This is a genomic window from Hydrogenophaga sp. (assembly GCF_019635465.1).
Lineage (GTDB): Bacteria > Pseudomonadota > Gammaproteobacteria > Burkholderiales > Burkholderiaceae_C > Hydrogenophaga.
Genome location: NZ_JAHBZK010000003.1, coordinates 217469 through 232840 on the forward strand (window position 1 = coordinate 217469; position 15372 = coordinate 232840).

16 protein-coding genes are annotated in these 15372 nt (G+C 68.5%); 12 read left to right on the forward strand and 4 right to left on the reverse strand.

The features are described 5' to 3' along the window. Nucleotides 1-289: 289 nt before the first annotated feature. Both KF871_RS03955 and KF871_RS03960 read right to left on the reverse strand, forming a co-directional pair. Nucleotides 290-835: a hypothetical protein gene (locus KF871_RS03955; protein WP_291138620.1), complete on the reverse strand. Its 546-nt coding sequence runs from the start codon at nt 833-835 to the stop codon at nt 290-292. A gap of 161 nt (nt 836-996) precedes the next feature. Continuing rightward, nucleotides 997-1890, reverse strand: a complete 894-nt coding sequence (locus KF871_RS03960) for a LysR family transcriptional regulator (RefSeq protein ID WP_367172035.1) — start codon at nt 1888-1890, stop codon at nt 997-999. A 123-nt stretch (nt 1891-2013) separates the two neighbouring features. Here KF871_RS03960 and KF871_RS03965 point away from each other — a divergent pair, with 123 nt between their 5' ends. The 3 genes from KF871_RS03965 to KF871_RS03975 all read left to right on the forward strand — a co-directional run bounded on the left by KF871_RS03965 (nt 2014) and on the right by KF871_RS03975 (nt 5607). Continuing rightward, the gene (locus KF871_RS03965; protein WP_291138624.1) at nt 2014-3525 is read left to right on the forward strand and encodes a CoA-acylating methylmalonate-semialdehyde dehydrogenase; all 1512 of its coding nucleotides are present in this window, start codon (nt 2014-2016) and stop codon (nt 3523-3525) included. Nucleotides 3526-3640: 115 nt separating this feature from the next. Then, complete coding sequence (locus tag KF871_RS03970) at nt 3641-3940, forward strand: DUF2007 domain-containing protein (RefSeq protein ID WP_291138626.1); 300 nt, start codon at nt 3641-3643, stop codon at nt 3938-3940. Then, nucleotides 3937-5607, forward strand: coding sequence for a GMC family oxidoreductase (locus tag KF871_RS03975; RefSeq protein ID WP_291138628.1), 1671 nt, complete (start codon nt 3937-3939; stop codon nt 5605-5607). The genes KF871_RS03970 and KF871_RS03975 overlap by 4 nt, the downstream gene beginning before the upstream one ends. Before the next feature lie 19 nt (nt 5608-5626). On the opposite strand, the gene KF871_RS03980 is transcribed toward KF871_RS03975, so the two are convergent. Both KF871_RS03980 and KF871_RS03985 read right to left on the reverse strand, forming a co-directional pair. Further along, nucleotides 5627-5974 carry a hypothetical protein gene (locus KF871_RS03980; protein ID WP_291138630.1) on the reverse strand — a complete coding sequence of 116 codons (348 nt, stop codon included), beginning with the start codon at nt 5972-5974 and terminating at the stop codon, nt 5627-5629. A 52-nt stretch (nt 5975-6026) separates the two neighbouring features. Then, the gene (locus KF871_RS03985) at nt 6027-7295 is read right to left on the reverse strand and encodes an ammonium transporter (protein ID WP_291138708.1); all 1269 of its coding nucleotides are present in this window, start codon (nt 7293-7295) and stop codon (nt 6027-6029) included. 414 nt (nt 7296-7709) lie between these two features. On the opposite strand from KF871_RS03985, the gene KF871_RS03990 reads away from it, so the two are divergent. The 9 genes from KF871_RS03990 to KF871_RS04030 all read left to right on the forward strand — a co-directional run bounded on the left by KF871_RS03990 (nt 7710) and on the right by KF871_RS04030 (nt 15372). Beyond that, a complete protein-coding gene (locus KF871_RS03990) occupies nt 7710-8036 on the forward strand; it encodes a helix-turn-helix transcriptional regulator (RefSeq protein WP_291138632.1) in 327 nt (108 codons plus the stop codon). Nucleotides 8037-8041: 5 nt separating this feature from the next. Further along, entirely contained in the window at nt 8042-8560 is a 519-nt protein-coding gene (locus KF871_RS03995) for an arsenate reductase ArsC (protein ID WP_291138634.1), read from the forward strand. Between the two features lie 61 nt (nt 8561-8621). Then, nucleotides 8622-9698, forward strand: a complete 1077-nt coding sequence (gene arsB / locus KF871_RS04000) for an ACR3 family arsenite efflux transporter (protein WP_291138636.1) — start codon at nt 8622-8624, stop codon at nt 9696-9698. A 229-nt stretch (nt 9699-9927) separates the two neighbouring features. Next, entirely contained in the window at nt 9928-11016 is a 1089-nt protein-coding gene (locus KF871_RS04005) for a hydrogenase small subunit (protein WP_291138638.1), read from the forward strand. Between the two features lie 25 nt (nt 11017-11041). After that, a complete protein-coding gene (locus tag KF871_RS04010; RefSeq protein WP_291138640.1) occupies nt 11042-12901 on the forward strand; it encodes a nickel-dependent hydrogenase large subunit in 1860 nt (619 codons plus the stop codon). A gap of 26 nt (nt 12902-12927) precedes the next feature. After that, complete coding sequence (locus tag KF871_RS04015; protein ID WP_291138642.1) at nt 12928-13539, forward strand: HupE/UreJ family protein; 612 nt, start codon at nt 12928-12930, stop codon at nt 13537-13539. 30 nt (nt 13540-13569) lie between these two features. Beyond that, nucleotides 13570-14316, forward strand: a complete 747-nt coding sequence (gene cybH / locus KF871_RS04020) for a Ni/Fe-hydrogenase, b-type cytochrome subunit (RefSeq protein WP_291138643.1) — start codon at nt 13570-13572, stop codon at nt 14314-14316. An 18-nt stretch (nt 14317-14334) separates the two neighbouring features. Beyond that, nucleotides 14335-14664, forward strand: coding sequence for a HigA family addiction module antitoxin (locus KF871_RS04025; protein ID WP_291138645.1), 330 nt, complete (start codon nt 14335-14337; stop codon nt 14662-14664). Nucleotides 14665-14700: 36 nt separating this feature from the next. Further along, nucleotides 14701-15372: a HyaD/HybD family hydrogenase maturation endopeptidase gene (locus tag KF871_RS04030; protein ID WP_291138647.1), complete on the forward strand. Its 672-nt coding sequence runs from the start codon at nt 14701-14703 to the stop codon at nt 15370-15372.

A 15372-nucleotide genomic window follows, 5' to 3' on the forward strand; every position in this document is an offset into this window, starting at 1 on the left:
AGGGAAGGTGAAACGAATCGCCGAAGTCCGCCTTCGGCATCTTTGAGAAGGGTTGCGGCTTCTTGCCGGTCGCCGCCGACAAGGGCTTGCGCCCCAGCCTTTGCCTGGGCTCTCCTGGCTTGGACCTTTCGGCGTCATTGGCTGTTGGTGCCTTGTCGCCTGGCCCACCGTCGGGTCGGACGTTCTTGCGGGCAAGGGGTCGCCCGGTGTGGCCCGTACCGGTGGGCGATGACGGGAGGGCGTTGCGGAGGGTGGACTTTTCCATGGTGCTTGGTCCGTGAAAACTGCGTCAAGCGCGCAGGGGCGTCTCGGCAAATGGCGAACGCAGATGGGTCGAAGCGGCCTGTTGCCGGTTCTGTTGTTGCGGCTTGGCTTGTGCCTGCAGCTGCGCGCACACCTCCAGCCAGGCGAGCTCGGCGATGTCCTGCACCTCGCTCAGCGCCAGCAGCAGCGCATCGGGGCCGTTGATGGCATCGGGGTCCAGGGTGGCCATGCCGACCACCTCGGCCAGGCCGGGCACCACACCGAAGCTCACGCCCTCGTCGTTGCCGCTGTAGCGCCAGTGGCGCTCCAGCAGCAGTTGGCAGAGGGCGGGCGACAAGGCGGGCTCGCCATCGCTGTACTCGTCGCCATCGGCGTTGCCTCCGGAATTGGCATCGGGCGCTGGTGGCAGTGGCAGCGTGACTTCGATGGTCTGCAGCGCGTCGTGCCAACGCAGGTAGATTACGGTGTCGCCAACCGCCACCTCGTGGTGGTCTTCGAGCAGCTCGCTGGCCTGGACCTCGCATTGCGCGACGAGCGCGTCGAGCAGGTCGAGAAAATCGGTATGCGTCATGGAACCCCTTTGCCCGCCTGAGCGGGGACGTGTGGTGGGCTCCCTGTGCCTGTTGATGACCAACGCCCTGTTGTGTGGGCGCGCGTGGCGGCGGGGTTCCGCCGGGTCGGTGGCCGTTGGGGCAAGCCCGATCGGTCGGGCGGCTTAGGGTGGGGGTGCGATCAGGCCCAGACCGCGTCGAGCGCCGACCAGGCGGCGGCGATCACCGGTTCGCCGCTGCGCTCGGCGCGGCAGACGAAGCTGAGCTCGCAGGCCAGCGCCACCCGTTCGGCGATGGCCAGGCCGCGCGCCTGGGCTTCGCGCATGGCGATGGCGTCGCGCGCCAGGCTCAGGCCTACGCCGCTGCGCACCAGGTCGAGCATGGACGCCTCCTGGTCGACCAGGGCCACGCGGCGCGGCTGCACGCCGGTGATGGAGCCGGGGCCGAACACGGATTGCTGCAGGCGGTGGTGCACGCTGGCCGGCGGCGTGTCCAGCCAGGGCAGGCTGGCCAGGGCCTTCCAGTCCATGTCGCGCACCTGCGGACCCCACCCGGCCGGGGCCAGCACGCGGTAGTTGAAGCGCGCCAGCGGCTTGCGTGCCCAGGGCGCACCAATCGGCGCATCGGGCAGGTCCAGGTAAAAACCGACGTCGAGCTCGTCGGCGTCGATGCGGCCCAGCACCTCGCCGCTCATGCCCTGGCGCAGCGCGGTGTCGATCTGCGGGCTGGTCTCGACCAGCTGACGCAAAAAGGCGCCCAGGCGGGTGAACTCGGGGTCGAGGATGGTGCCGATGCGCAGCCGCCCGCGCACCGTGGAGTGCAGCGCGGCCGCAGCGCTGCCGAACTCGGCCAGCGCGCCCAGGGCCTTGTCGGCCAGCGGCAGCAGGGCGGCGCCATCGGGCGTGAGGGCCATGCCCTGCGGCGTGCGGGTGAACAGCTGTACCCCGGTGGCCTCGGCCAGCGCCTTGAGCTGCAGGCTCACGGCGGGTTGGCTCAGGTGCAGCCGCTCGGCCGCGCGCGACACATTGCCTTCGCGCGCCACGGCGGCAAAGGCGCGCAGGGCCTGGGGGTCGATGGGCAGGGCGGAGGATTTGCGCACCGGCCGATTATTTGCGTTTCTTATGGCGGGTGGGGCGCCATTTCATTGGATTTCATTGCCGGCAGTGGCCACACTGCGCGATTCACACGGAGATTCGCCATGAGCGCCAGCAATATCGACCACTTCATCGGCGGCCAGGTGTCGCCCGCCACCTCGACCCGCCGCCAGGACGTGACCAACCCCGCCACCGGCGCGGTCACCGGCCGTGTGGCCCTGGCCAATGCGGCCGACGTGGGCAGCGCCGTGGCCGCGGCGCAGGCCGCCTTCCCCGCCTGGGCCGACACGCCGCCGATCCGCCGCGCGCGCGTGATGCTCAAGTTCCTCGAGCTGGTGAACCAGCACAAGGACACGCTGGCGAAGATGATCACCGCCGAGCACGGCAAGGTGTTCACCGATGCGCAGGGCGAGGTCTCGCGCGGCATCGACATCATCGAGTTCGCCTGTGGCATTCCGCAGCTTCTCAAGGGCGACTTCACCGACCAGGTCTCCACCGGCATGGACAACTGGACGCTGCGCCAGCCGCTGGGCGTGGTGGCCGGCATCACGCCGTTCAACTTCCCGGTCATGGTGCCCATGTGGATGTTCCCGGTGGCCATCGCGGCGGGCAACTGCTTCGTGCTCAAGCCCAGCCCGATCGACCCCACGCCTTCGCTGTTCATGGGCGAACTGCTCAAGCAGGCCGGTCTGCCCGATGGCGTGTTCAACGTGATTCAGGGCGACAAGGAGGCGGTGGACGCCCTGCTGGTGCACCCCGACGTGAAGGCCATCAGCTTCGTCGGCTCCACGCCGATCGCCAACTACATCTACGAAACCGGCGCGCACCACGGCAAGCGCGTGCAGGCTCTGGGTGGCGCCAAGAACCACATGGTGGTCATGCCCGACGCCGACCTCGATCAGGCGGTCGATGCGCTCATCGGCAGTGCCTATGGCAGCGCGGGCGAGCGCTGCATGGCCATCAGCGTGGCCGTGCTGGTGGGCGACGTGGGCGAGCGGATCATGCCCAAGCTGATCGAGCGCACCAAGACGCTCAAGGTGCTCGACGGCATGAACCTCGCCGCCGAGATGGGCCCCATCGTGACAGCCGCGGCGCACGCGCGCATCACCGGCTACATCGAAGCCGGCGAGAAAGAGGGCGCCAAGCTGCTCGTCGATGGCCGCGGCTTCAGCGGCGCCAGCGCGGGCAAGGGTTGCGACAACGGCTTCTGGATGGGCGGCACGCTGTTCGACCACGTGACCACCGACATGAAGATCCACCGCGAAGAGATATTCGGCCCGGTGCTCAGCTGCATGCGCGTGCCCGACTTCGCCAGCGCGGTGAAGATCATCAACGAGCACGAATTCGGCAACGGCGTTTCGTGCTTCACCCGCGACGGCAACGTGGCGCGCGAGTTCTCGCGCCGCATCCAGGTCGGCATGGTGGGCATCAACGTGCCGATCCCGGTGCCCATGGCCTGGCACGGCTTCGGGGGCTGGAAGCGCTCGCTGTTCGGCGACATGCATGCCTATGGCGAAGAGGGCGTGCGCTTCTACACCAAGCAGAAATCGATCATGCAGCGCTGGCCGGAGAGCATCGGCAAAGGAGCCGAGTTCGTGATGCCGACGGCGAAGTGATGACCCCCCTGCGCGCCTGCGGCGCTTCCCCCCGGAGGGGGGACGCAGCCAGAGGACCGGCGCAGCCGGATCCTCGGCTACCACGCTTCGTGGGTTGGCGCTCGGTGGGGGGTTCATGAGCAACGGCAACTCGGCGTTCGATCCGGCGCTGGGCGACTGGCAGACGCTGACCACGGTGTTCACGCCGACCGAGGCCTTTGTGTTGCGCGGGGTGTTGCAGGCCGCGGGCGTGCCGGCGGCGGTGGCGGATGCACACCTGGTGCAGGCGCACGGGCTGTTGGCGGCGGCCATTCCGGTGCGGGTGCTGGTGCCCGAGCGCTGCGTCGATCAGGCGCGCGAGGTGCTGGCCGAATTCGAGCGCGGCGACTTCGCACTCGATGACGAGGACGGAAACGATGGAGACAACGGACCATGAGCGACAAGACCTTTGACTTCATCGTCATCGGCGCCGGCACCGCCGGCTGCCTGCTGGCCAACCGGCTCAGTGCCGACCCGGGCAAACGCGTGCTGCTGATCGAGGCCGGCCGCCGCGACGATTACCACTGGATCCACATCCCGGTGGGCTATCTCTATTGCATCGGCAACCCGCGCACCGACTGGCTCTACCAGACCGAGGCCGACCCCGGCCTCAACGGGCGGCGGCTGCGTTACCCGCGTGGCAAGACGCTGGGCGGTTGCTCCAGCATCAACGGGATGATCTACATGCGGGGCCAGGCGCGCGACTACGCGCACTGGGCCGAGGTCACGGGCGACGAGGCCTGGCGCTGGGAGAACTGCCTGCCCGACTTCCGTGCCCATGAAGATCACTACCGGCTCGATGCCACGCAAGGCGCGACACAGGAAGATGCTTTCGCCCGCCTGCATGGCAATGCCCGCCTGGGCAGCACCGGTGAGTGGCGCGTGGACAAACAGCGCCTGCGCTGGGACATCCTCGACGCCTTTGCCCAGGCGGCGCAGCAAGCCGGCATTCCGGCCACGGCCGACTTCAACAGCGGCGACAACGAAGGCGTGGGCTACTTCGAGGTGAACCAGAAGGCCGGCTGGCGCTGGAACGCATCCAAGGCCTTTCTGCGCCCGGTGCAGCACCGCACCAACCTCACGGTGTGGACCGAGACGCTGACCGAGCGGCTGCTGTTCGAGCGCGATGCCAGCGGTGCTCTGCGCTGTACCGGCGCCGAACTGCGAAAGGGCGGCGAGCGCATCACCGTGCGCGCCGCGCGCGAAGTGGTGCTCAGCGCCGGCAGCATCGGCTCGCCGGCCATCCTGCAGCGCTCGGGCGTGGGCCCGGCCGCCGTGCTGCGTCCGCACGGGGTGGACGTGGTACATGAGTTGCCCGGCGTGGGCGAGAACCTGCAGGACCACCTGCAGATCCGCGCGGTGTTCAAGGTCAGGGGCGCGACCACCTTGAACACGCTGGCCAGCTCGCTCTGGGGCAAGGCGCGCATCGGTCTGGAATACGCGCTCAGCCGCAGTGGGCCGATGAGCATGGCGCCCAGCCAGCTCGGCGCCTTCACCCGCAGCGATGCGTCTCAGCCCTACCCGAACATCGAATACCACGTGCAGCCGCTGAGCCTCGATGCGTTTGGCGAGCCGCTGCACAGCTTCCCGGCCTTCACCGCCAGCGTGTGCAACCTCAACCCCGGCAGCCGCGGCCATGTGCGCATCACCAGCGCCGATGCCGCCGCCGCGCCAGCCATCGCGCCGCGCTACCTGTCGACCGACGAGGACCGGCGCGTGGCCGCCGACAGCCTGCGCGTGACGCGGCGCATCGTCGCGCAGCCGGCGCTGGCGCCCTTTGCGCCGGAGGAATTCAAGCCCGGCCCGCAGTACCAGAGCGACGACGAGCTGGCGCGCCTGGCCGGCGACATCGCCAGCACCATCTTCCACCCGGTGGGCACCACGGCCATGGGCCGCAGCGACGACCCCATGGCGGTGGTCGACAGCCACCTGCGGGTGCGCGGCATCGCCGGCCTGCGCGTGGTCGATGCCGGCGTGATGCCGACCATCACCAGCGGCAACACCAACAGCCCGACGCTGATGATCGCCGAGAAGTCGGCGCGCTGGATCCGCGACGGCGTGTAGGTCGCGGTCGCCTGCGCGATCAGCGCAGGCCGCCGACGTAGTGGTCGTCGGCCGGCGCGTTCGGCGCACCCGGCGCAGTGGCTGCGCCCGGGCGAGGGCTGGGTCGCAACGAGTCGGCCGCCACTTCCAGCAAGGTGCGCCTCGGCGTGGCCGACATCGAGACGATGGCCGCCTCCAGCTTCGCGGCCCAGGGCAGCAAGTCGGGGTGCTGCTCGCTCACCGCCTTCTCGCGCGTGTAGCGCACCACCTCGCGCGCGTAGTCGGCATTGGCCACCATCCATTCGGTGTCGGTGACCCGCCCGGTCTTTCGTCGCAGCAGCACGTGCAGGTGCGCCGCGATCGCGAACAGCTCACTCGTGTTGCTCATGGCATCTCCGTTTGTCCTGGCCGACTGCGCCACCGCGTGGCCGGCAGGGCCGTCAATTCAGCTTCTCGTTGTGCAAGGCCACGTCCAGGCCCTTGCGTTCGTCGCCTTCCTGCACGCGCAGGCCGGCAAAGCGCGAGACGATGAACAGCACCACGGTCGTCATCGCCAGGCTGTAGGCCAGCACCGCCACGCAGGCGATGAGCTGGGTGAGCACGTTGCCCGGGACGCCGCCGATGGCGGGGTCGGCGAACACGCCGGTCAGCAGCGCACCCACCAGGCCGCCGACGCCGTGCACGCCGAACACGTCGAGCGAGTCATCGGCGCGCAGCAGGCGCTTGAGGCCGGTGGCGCCCCAGTAGCAGGCCACGCCCGCCACCAGGCCGATCACCAGTGCCGCGCGCGGCCCCACAAAGCCGGCTGCAGGCGTGATGGCCACGAGGCCGGCCACCACACCCGAGCACAGGCCCAGCAGCGTGGCGCGCTTGCGCGCGATCCACTCGGCCGCCATCCACGACACCGCGCCCGCCGCGGCGGCAATGTGGGTCACCGCCACCGCCAGGCCGGCGCGGCCGTCGGCGGCCAGCGCCGAGCCGCCGTTGAAGCCGAACCAGCCCACCCACAGCAGGCCGGTGCCGGCCATGGTCAGCCCCAGGTTGAAAGGCAGGAAGGGTTCGCGCCCGTAGCCCTGCCGCGGGCCGAGTGCGTAGGCGCACATCAGGGCGGCGGCACCCGCGTTGATGTGCACCACCGAGCCACCGGCAAAGTCGAGCGCGCCCAGTTGCGCCAGCCAGCCGCCTGGCTCCCACACCCAGTGCGCAATGGGCGCGTAAACCAGCAACAGCCACAGCGCCATGAAACCCAACAGGGCGCCGAACTTCATGCGCTCGACCAGCGCGCCCACCACCAGCGCGCAGGTGATGACCGCGAAGCTCATCTGGAACATGGCGAACACCGATTCGGGCAGGTGCGGCGCGATGTGGCTCACCGCCACCTGGCCGGCCGTGCCCATGAATTCCAGCCCGGCAAAGCCGGCACGCTCCAGCCCGCCGAGAAAACCATTGCCCGGAGTGAAGGCCAGCGAATAGCCCAGCGCAAACCACAGCAGGCTGCTCAGCGCGGCGATGGCCACCACGCTGGCCATGGTGTTGACCACGTTGAAGCGACGCACCATGCCGCCGTAGAAGAGGGCGATGCCGGGCAGGGTCATCAGCACCACCAGGGCGGTGCTGACCATGACCCAGGCCGTGTCCGCACCATTGAGGGTGTCCACCGCCGCCAGCGTGGGCCCGGCCGGTGCATCGGCCAGGGCCAGCGCAGGCAAAGCCAGCGCGCCGACGGGTGTGAGTTGCTTCACGAAATGAAGCGTCTGGGCCAGGCAAAACAAGGCCTTACGGCCCGCGAGTCGCAAAAGGTGCATGAAGAATCCCCCAACGTTGGTGCGCGCATTCAGCATTTCCTGTGCCAGTGGGGTGGGCGTGTCGGCGTGGTGCGCGCCGCCGCCCGAGGGAAACCCCGGATGCACCCGGGCGGTGCGGTCGGCTACAGTCCCCCCACTGTCTGGATGCCCCCCTGGGGTATGCGGGCCCTGGAGACCGAGGAGACGACAAGACACCGGCCACGCCGGACGTGCCACACCGGCGCACAACACACCAAGAGAGCCGACCCACAAGGTCGGCTCTTTGCTTTGGCGAAGACAATTCGATATTTCTCGTATAGTCGCGCCATGCAAGACGACATGACCCGAGACACGGCGGTGCGCGCGCTGGCCGCGCTGGCCCATCCCCTGCGCCTGGACGCCTTTCGCGCCCTGGTGGTCGCCGGCCCCGAAGGGCTCACCCCAGGGGTGCTGCAGGCGCAGCTGGGCATCCCTGCCACCACGCTGTCGTTTCACCTCAAGGAGCTGGCCGGTGCCGCGCTGGTGGGTGTGCAGCGCGATGGCCGCCACCTGATCTACCGCGCGGCCTATCCCCACATGAACGCCCTGGTGGCCTACCTCACCCAGCACTGCTGCGAAGGCGCCGCCTGCGAACTGGTTTCCACTTCTTCACCTTGCGACTGTTGACCACCATGACCACCGATCCACCGCTCAACGTGCTCTTCCTGTGCACCCACAACTCGGCGCGCAGCATCCTGGCCGAGGCCTTGCTGAACCACCTGGGCAAGGGCCGGTTTCGCGCCTGGTCGGCGGGCAGCAGCCCGCGTGAGAACCAGCAGCCCAATCCACTGGCGATCGAAGCGCTGCAACGGGCAGGCATTGCCACCGAAGGCCTGAGCAGCAAGAGCTGGGACGTGTTCGCCCAGCCCGACGCGCCGCACATGGACCTGGTGATCACGGTGTGCGACAACGCCGCGGGCGAGGTCTGCCCCTACTGGCCCGGCCAGCCCGCCACCGCGCACTGGGGTTACGCCGACCCGTCCGAGGTACAGGGCACGCAGGACCAGCGCCGCGAAGCCTTCTTGCAGACGCTGCACGCCATCGGCCGACGCCTGGAGTTGCTGGTGAACCTGCCGGCAGCCAGCCTGCACCGCATGGGCTTGCAGCAGACCGCGCGCGAGCTGGCCCACAGCGACGAGGTGAAAGCATGAGCGCCGCCGGGCCGCTCCCAAGGTGCTCAGCCCCGCAGTGCGCAGCACGCAGGGGTGTCCGATGACCTCTGCCGCAGACACCCTGAGCGCACCGCCGCCCGCCATCGGCTTCTTCGAGCGCTACCTCAGCGTCTGGGTGGCGCTGTGCATCGTCACCGGCATCGCGCTGGGGCAGTTCATGCCCACGGTGTTCCACGCCATTGCGGCCATGGAGGTGGCGCAGGTCAACTTGCCGGTGGGCGTGCTCATCTGGGTCATGATCGTGCCGATGCTGCTGAAGATCGACTTCGCGGCATTGGGTCAGGTGCGCGCCCACGCGCGCGGCATCGGCGTGACGCTGCTGGTCAACTGGGCGGTCAAGCCGTTCTCGATGGCGCTGCTGGGCTGGTTGTTCATTCGCCATGTGTTCGCGCCCTGGCTGCCACCCGAGCAGCTCGACAGCTACGTGGCCGGGCTCATCCTGCTGGCGGCGGCCCCCTGCACGGCCATGGTGTTCGTGTGGAGCCAGCTGTGCCGCGGCGACCCGTACTTCACCCTGTCGCAGGTGGCCCTCAACGACGCCATCATGGTGGTGGCCTTTGCGCCCATCGTGGCCCTGCTGCTGGGGCTGTCCTCCATCACCGTGCCCTGGGACACGCTGCTGACCTCGGTCGGTCTGTACATCGTGGTGCCGGTGATCCTGGCCCAGCTCTGGCGCAAGGCCCTGCTGCGGCGCGGCCAGGCCCGCTTCGACGCGGTGGTGGCCCGCCTGGGGCCGGCCTCCATCAGCGCGCTGCTGCTCACGCTGGTGCTGCTGTTCGCCTTCCAGGGCGAGGCCATCCTGCGCCAGCCGCTGGTGATCGCCATGCTGGCGGTGCCCATCCTGATACAGGTGGTGCTCAATTCGGGCCTGGCCTACTGGCTCAACCGCCGGCTGGGCGTGGCGCATTGTGTGGCCGGTCCGTCGGCGCTCATCGGCGCGAGCAACTTCTTCGAGCTGGCGGTGGCCACCGCCATCAGCCTGTTCGGTTTTCAATCGGGCGCTGCACTGGCCACGGTGGTCGGCGTGCTGATCGAGGTGCCGGTGATGCTGGCCGTGGTGGCGGTGGTCAACCGCTCGCAGGCCTGGTACGGCGAGCCCGCAAGCAGTGGAAGATAAGTTTCCAGTTTGTTCAATAGAAAGAGAGTTTCCCTTTCACTCACGCGAACCCTCTGGGATGAAGGATTTCCAAGACCTCAAAAAAACTAATTGAAATCAAAGGGTTGAAAGCACCGATCGGTGTTTTCCCTTGGTTGGTGCGTTGTGGCGCGTCGATTGCGAACGGCAGATCACCTGCCTGTCCGCTGGCGGGACCGGATCCGCACCACACCAACGGAGACAACCCACGATGGAAACCTTCTACGAGGTCATGCGACGCAAGGGCATCTCGCGCCGCAGCTTTCTCAAGTACTGCTCGCTGACCGCCACCTCGCTGGGCCTGGCGCCGTCGTTCGTGCCGCAGATCGCGCACGCCATGGAGAACAAGCCGCGCACCCCGGTGCTGTGGCTGCACGGGCTGGAGTGCACCTGCTGCACCGAGGCCTTCATCCGCTCGGCACACCCCCTGGCCAAGGACGTGGTGCTGTCGATGATCTCGCTGGACTACGACGACACCCTGATGGCCGCCGCCGGCCACCAGGCCGAGGCCATCCTCGAGGAGATCATGACCAAGTACAAGGGTCAGTACATCCTCGCGGTGGAAGGCAACCCGCCGCTCAACGAAGACGGCATGTTCTGCATCCAGTCGGGCAAGCCCTTCGTGGAGAAACTGCAGAAGGTGGCCAAGGACGCCAAGGCCATCATCGCCTGGGGCTCCTGCGCCAGCTGGGGCTGTGTGCAGGCCGCCAAGCCCAACCCCACCCAGGCCACGCCGATCCACAAGGTCATCACCGACAAACCCATCATCAAGGTGCCGGGCTGCCCGCCCATCCCCGAGGTGATGACGGGCGTGATCACCTACATGCTCACCTTCGACCGCGTGCCCGAGCTGGACCGCCAGGGACGCCCGAAGATGTTCTACAGCCAGCGCATCCACGACAAGTGCTACCGCCGTCCCCACTTCGACGCCGGCCAGTTCGTCGAGGCCTTTGACGACGAGTCGGCGCGCAAGGGCTACTGCCTCTACAAGGTCGGTTGCAAAGGTCCGACCACGTACAACGCCTGCTCCACGGTCATGTGGAACGAGGGCACCAGCTTCCCGATCAAGGCCGGCCATGGCTGCATCGGCTGCTCCGAAGACGGCTTCTGGGACAAGGGCTCGTTCTACGACCGCCTGACCGACATCCACCAGTTTGGCATCGAGGCCAACGCCGACCAGATCGGCGGCACCGCGGCGGCCGCGGTCGGTGCGGCGGTGGCCGCGCACGCAGCGATCTCCGTGGCCAAGCGCGCACGGGACACGGCCAAGGCCAAGGCCACCCCCGCCGAAAAGGCCTGACCCCCGAACCGCAGGAAGAACGAACATGGGCGCTTACGAAACGCAGGGCTTCAAGCTCGACAACAGCGGCCGCCGGGTGGTGGTCGATCCCGTGACCCGCATCGAGGGTCACATGCGCTGCGAGGTCAACCTCGACAGCAACAACGTCATCCGCAACGCGGTATCCACCGGCACCATGTGGCGCGGGCTGGAGGTCATCCTCAAGGGGCGCGACCCGCGCGATGCCTGGGCCTTCGTCGAGCGCATCTGCGGCGTGTGCACCGGCTGTCACGCGCTCACCTCGGTGCGTGCGGTGGAAGACGCGCTGGGCATCCGCATCCCGCTCAACGCCCACCTCATCCGCGAGATGATGGCCAAGACGCTGCAGGTGCACGACCACGCGGTGCACTTCTATCACCTGCATGCGCTCGACTGGGTCGACGTGGTCTCGGCCCTGCAGGCCGACCCCAGGAAGACCAGCGACCTGCAGCACATCGTCTCGCCCTCGCACCCGATGTCCAGCCCGGGCTACTTCCGCGACGTGCAGAACCGCCTGAAGAAGTTCGTCGACAGCGGCCAGCTCGGCCCCTTCAGCAACGGCTACTGGGGCTCCAAGGCCTATGTGCTGCCGCCCGAGGCCAACCTGATGGCGGTCACGCACTACCTGGAGGCGCTCGACCTGCAGAAGGAGTGGGTCAAGGTGCACACCATCTTCGGTGGCAAAAACCCGCACCCCAACTACATGGTCGGCGGCGTGCCCTGCGCCATCAACCTCGATGGCGACGGTGCGGCTGGCGCGCCCATCAACATGGAGCGCCTGAACTTCGTTGAAGCCCGCATCAAGGAGATGATCGACTTCAACAACAACGTCTACGTCCCCGACGTGCTGGCCATCGGCACGATCTACAAGCAGGCCGGCTGGCTGTATGGCGGTGGCCTGTCGGCCCTCAACGTGGCAGACTACGGCACCTACGAAAAGGTGCCCTACGACCACAGCACGCACCAGTTGCCGGGCGGCGTGATCCTCGATGGCAACTGGGACAAGATCCACGCCATCGACCCCCGCGACCCCGAGCAGGTGCAGGAGTTCGTGACGCACAGCTGGTATCAGTACGCCGACGAGACCAAGGGCCTGCACCCCTGGGACGGCGTGACCGAGGCCAACTACAAGCCCGAAGGCCCGAACTTCAAGGGCACGCGCACGAAGATCGAGCAGCTCGACGAATCGGCCAAGTACTCCTGGATCAAGTCGCCGCGCTGGCGCGGCCATGCGGTCGAGGTCGGCCCGTTGTCGCGCTACATCCTGGGCTACGCGCACGCCACGCAAGGCAACCAGTGGTGCCAGCGCGTCAAGCAGCAGGTCGACGAATCGGCGCGCGCCATCAACAGCGCCATCCCCAAGGCCCTGGGCCTGCCGGAAACGCAATACAGCGCCAAGCAGTTGCTGCCCACCACCATCGGCCGCACCCTGGCGCGCGCGCTGGAGAGCCAGTACGCGGCCGAAATGATGATGGACGACTTCCGCCAGCTGGTGGCCAACATCAAGGCCGGCGACCGCGCCACCGCCAACGTCGAAAAGTGGGACCCCGCCACCTGGCCCAAGGAGGCCAAGGGCGTGGGCACGGTGGCCGCGCCGCGCGGCATGCTGGGCCACTGGATCCGCATCAAGGACGGGCGCATCGAGAACTACCAGTGCGTGGTGCCCACCACCTGGAACGGCTCACCGCGCGACCACAAGGGCCAGATCGGCGCCTTCGAGGCCTCGCTCATGAACACACCCATGGCCAACCCGGAGCAGCCGCTGGAAATCCTGCGCACGCTGCACAGCTTCGATCCCTGTCTGGCGTGTTCGACCCACGTGATGAGCGAAGACGGCCAGGAAATGGCGCGCGTGACCGTGCGCTGACCCCACAAGACCCCGAGGAGCACCCCATGCAATCGAGACACATCCGCCGCTGCGCGCTGGCCGTGCTGCTGGCCGCCGTGGCCGGCGTCGCACAGGCCCACACCGGCCATGGCACCCACAGCCTGATGCAAGGCCTGGCGCACCCCTTCGGCCTGGACCACCTGCTGGCCATGGTGGCTGTGGGCGTCTGGTCGGTTTCTGCCCTGCCGCCCGCCAGGGCCTGGATGGGCCCGGCCACCTTCCTGGCCGCGCTGCTGGCGAGCGCCGCACTGGGCCTGGCGGGTTTCACCCTGCCCTGGCTGGAGCACGCCATCGCCTTGAGCGTGGTGATGTTCGGCGCCATGTTGTTGGTCGCGGCCCGGCCCCTGCCGACGTCGGCCGGCCTGGCCCTGGTCGCCCTGGCCGCATCGATGCACGGCCTGGCGCACGGTGCCGAAGCGCCCGCTGGTGGCCTCGCTGGGTTCACGGGCTACGCCGCCGGCTTCCTGCTGACCACCGCCGCGCTGCACGTCGGTGGCGTGGCCATCGGCCTGTCGGTGCGCCGCTGGCTGGGCGAGCGGCGAGCTGCCGTGCTCGGTGGCCTGGGAGCGGCTCTCGGCGCAGCGGGCATCTATCTCTTCGGCCAGCTGGCGGCCTGAGCGCGCCAACCCAACGCACAGGAGCCCGCCATGAGCACCGTGTCTTCCCAACAGCGGGCGCAGGCCCGCCTGGCCGACGTCACCGGCGTCGACGACAACGCCGTGCTGCACGGCCTGAGCATGAAGTCGGTCTATGTGTACGAGGCGCCGGTGCGCCTGTGGCACTGGATCAACGCGCTGGCCATCGTGGTGCTGTGCGTCACCGGCTTCTTCATCGGCCGGCCCCTGCCCACCATGCCGGGCGAGGCCAGCGCGCATTTCCTGATGGGCTACATCCGCTTCGCACACTTCACCGCGGGCTACATCCTGGCCATTGGTTTGCTGGGCCGCGCCTACTGGGCCCTGGTGGGCAACCACCACGCGCGCGAGCTGTTCTGGGTGCCGGTGTTCCAAAAAGCCTACTGGCGCGAGCTCTTCGGCATGCTGCGCTGGTACGCCTTTCTGAGCGACCGGCCCGGCCGCTACGTGGGCCACAACCCGCTGGCGCGCATGGCGATGTTCAGCTGCTACCTGCTGCTCACGGTGTTCATGGTGTTGACCGGCTTCGCGCTGTACGGTGAGGGCGCGCAGATGGGCTCCTGGCAGGAGCGCTTGTTCGGCTGGGTGATCCCGCTGTTCGGCCAGAGCCAGGACGTGCACACCTGGCACCGCATGGGCATGTGGCTGATGGTGGTGTTCGTGATGCTGCACGTGTACGCGGCCATTCGCGAAGACATCATGGGCCGCCAGAGCATCGTGAGCACGATGATCTCCGGCCACCGCACGTTCAAGGACTGAGCGGAGCGCAGCGACGCGATGGCCCGCCGCCCACAACAACCTGCCCGCGACGTGATCGCGGCCGCCCTGCCGCCCCGCGGTGTGCCGGCCCGCGCGCCGGTGCACCCCGGGCGCTTGCTGGCGCGCCTGTGCCTGGCGCCGCTGTCGCTCAACCAGAGCGAAGCGGCCAGGGTGCTGGGCATGTCGCGGCGCCGCCTGCACGAGCTGGTGCACGGCCAGCGCGCCATGTCACCTGACACCGCCATCCGTTGCGCGCGCCAGTTCGGCATCGACGCCGGCTTCTGGCTGGGCCGCCAGGCGGCCTGGGACAGCTTCCACGCCTGGCAGCGCCAGCGGCTCGCGCGCTGAGCGCCGCGCTGCGCCCCTCTTCAAGGAGACACCGACATGACCCGCGCCGAGCCGAATGCCGCCACCCCCTGTCACCCCGGTGGTGACAGGCCCGCCCACATCGTGGTGCTGGGCATCGGCAACCTGTTGTGGGCCGACGAAGGCTTCGGTGTGCGCTGCGTCGAAGCGCTGCAGCGCAGCCACGAGTTCGCGCCCCATGTGTCGCTGGTGGACGGTGGCACCCAGGGCCTGTACCTGATCCAGCACGTGCAGGCGGCCGATGCGCTGCTCATCTTCGACGCCATCGACTACGGCCTGGCGCCGGGCACCCTGAAGGAAGTGCGCGACGACGAGGTGCCGCGCTTCCTGGGCGCCAAGAAGATGAGCCTGCACCAGACGGGCTTTCAGGAGGTGCTCGCGCTGGCGACACTCACCGGCCGCTACCCCGCGCATGTGCTGCTGATCGGCTGCCAGCCCCAGGAACTGGAGGACTACGGCGGCAGCCTGCGGCCCCTGGTCAAGCAGGCCATGGGCGAGGCCTTGCGCCGCGCGGTGAGCGCCATCGACGCCTGGGGCGGCGCGCCGCGCGAACGCAGCGCCCCGCTGGGTGAGCGCGAGACGGTGACGCTGGACGAACTGGCGATGACCGCCTACGAAGCCCAGCGCCCCGCCGCGGAGCTGGCCTGCCGCCAGGGCGACGAGCGCTTCATGCCGGCGCGGGAGGCCTGA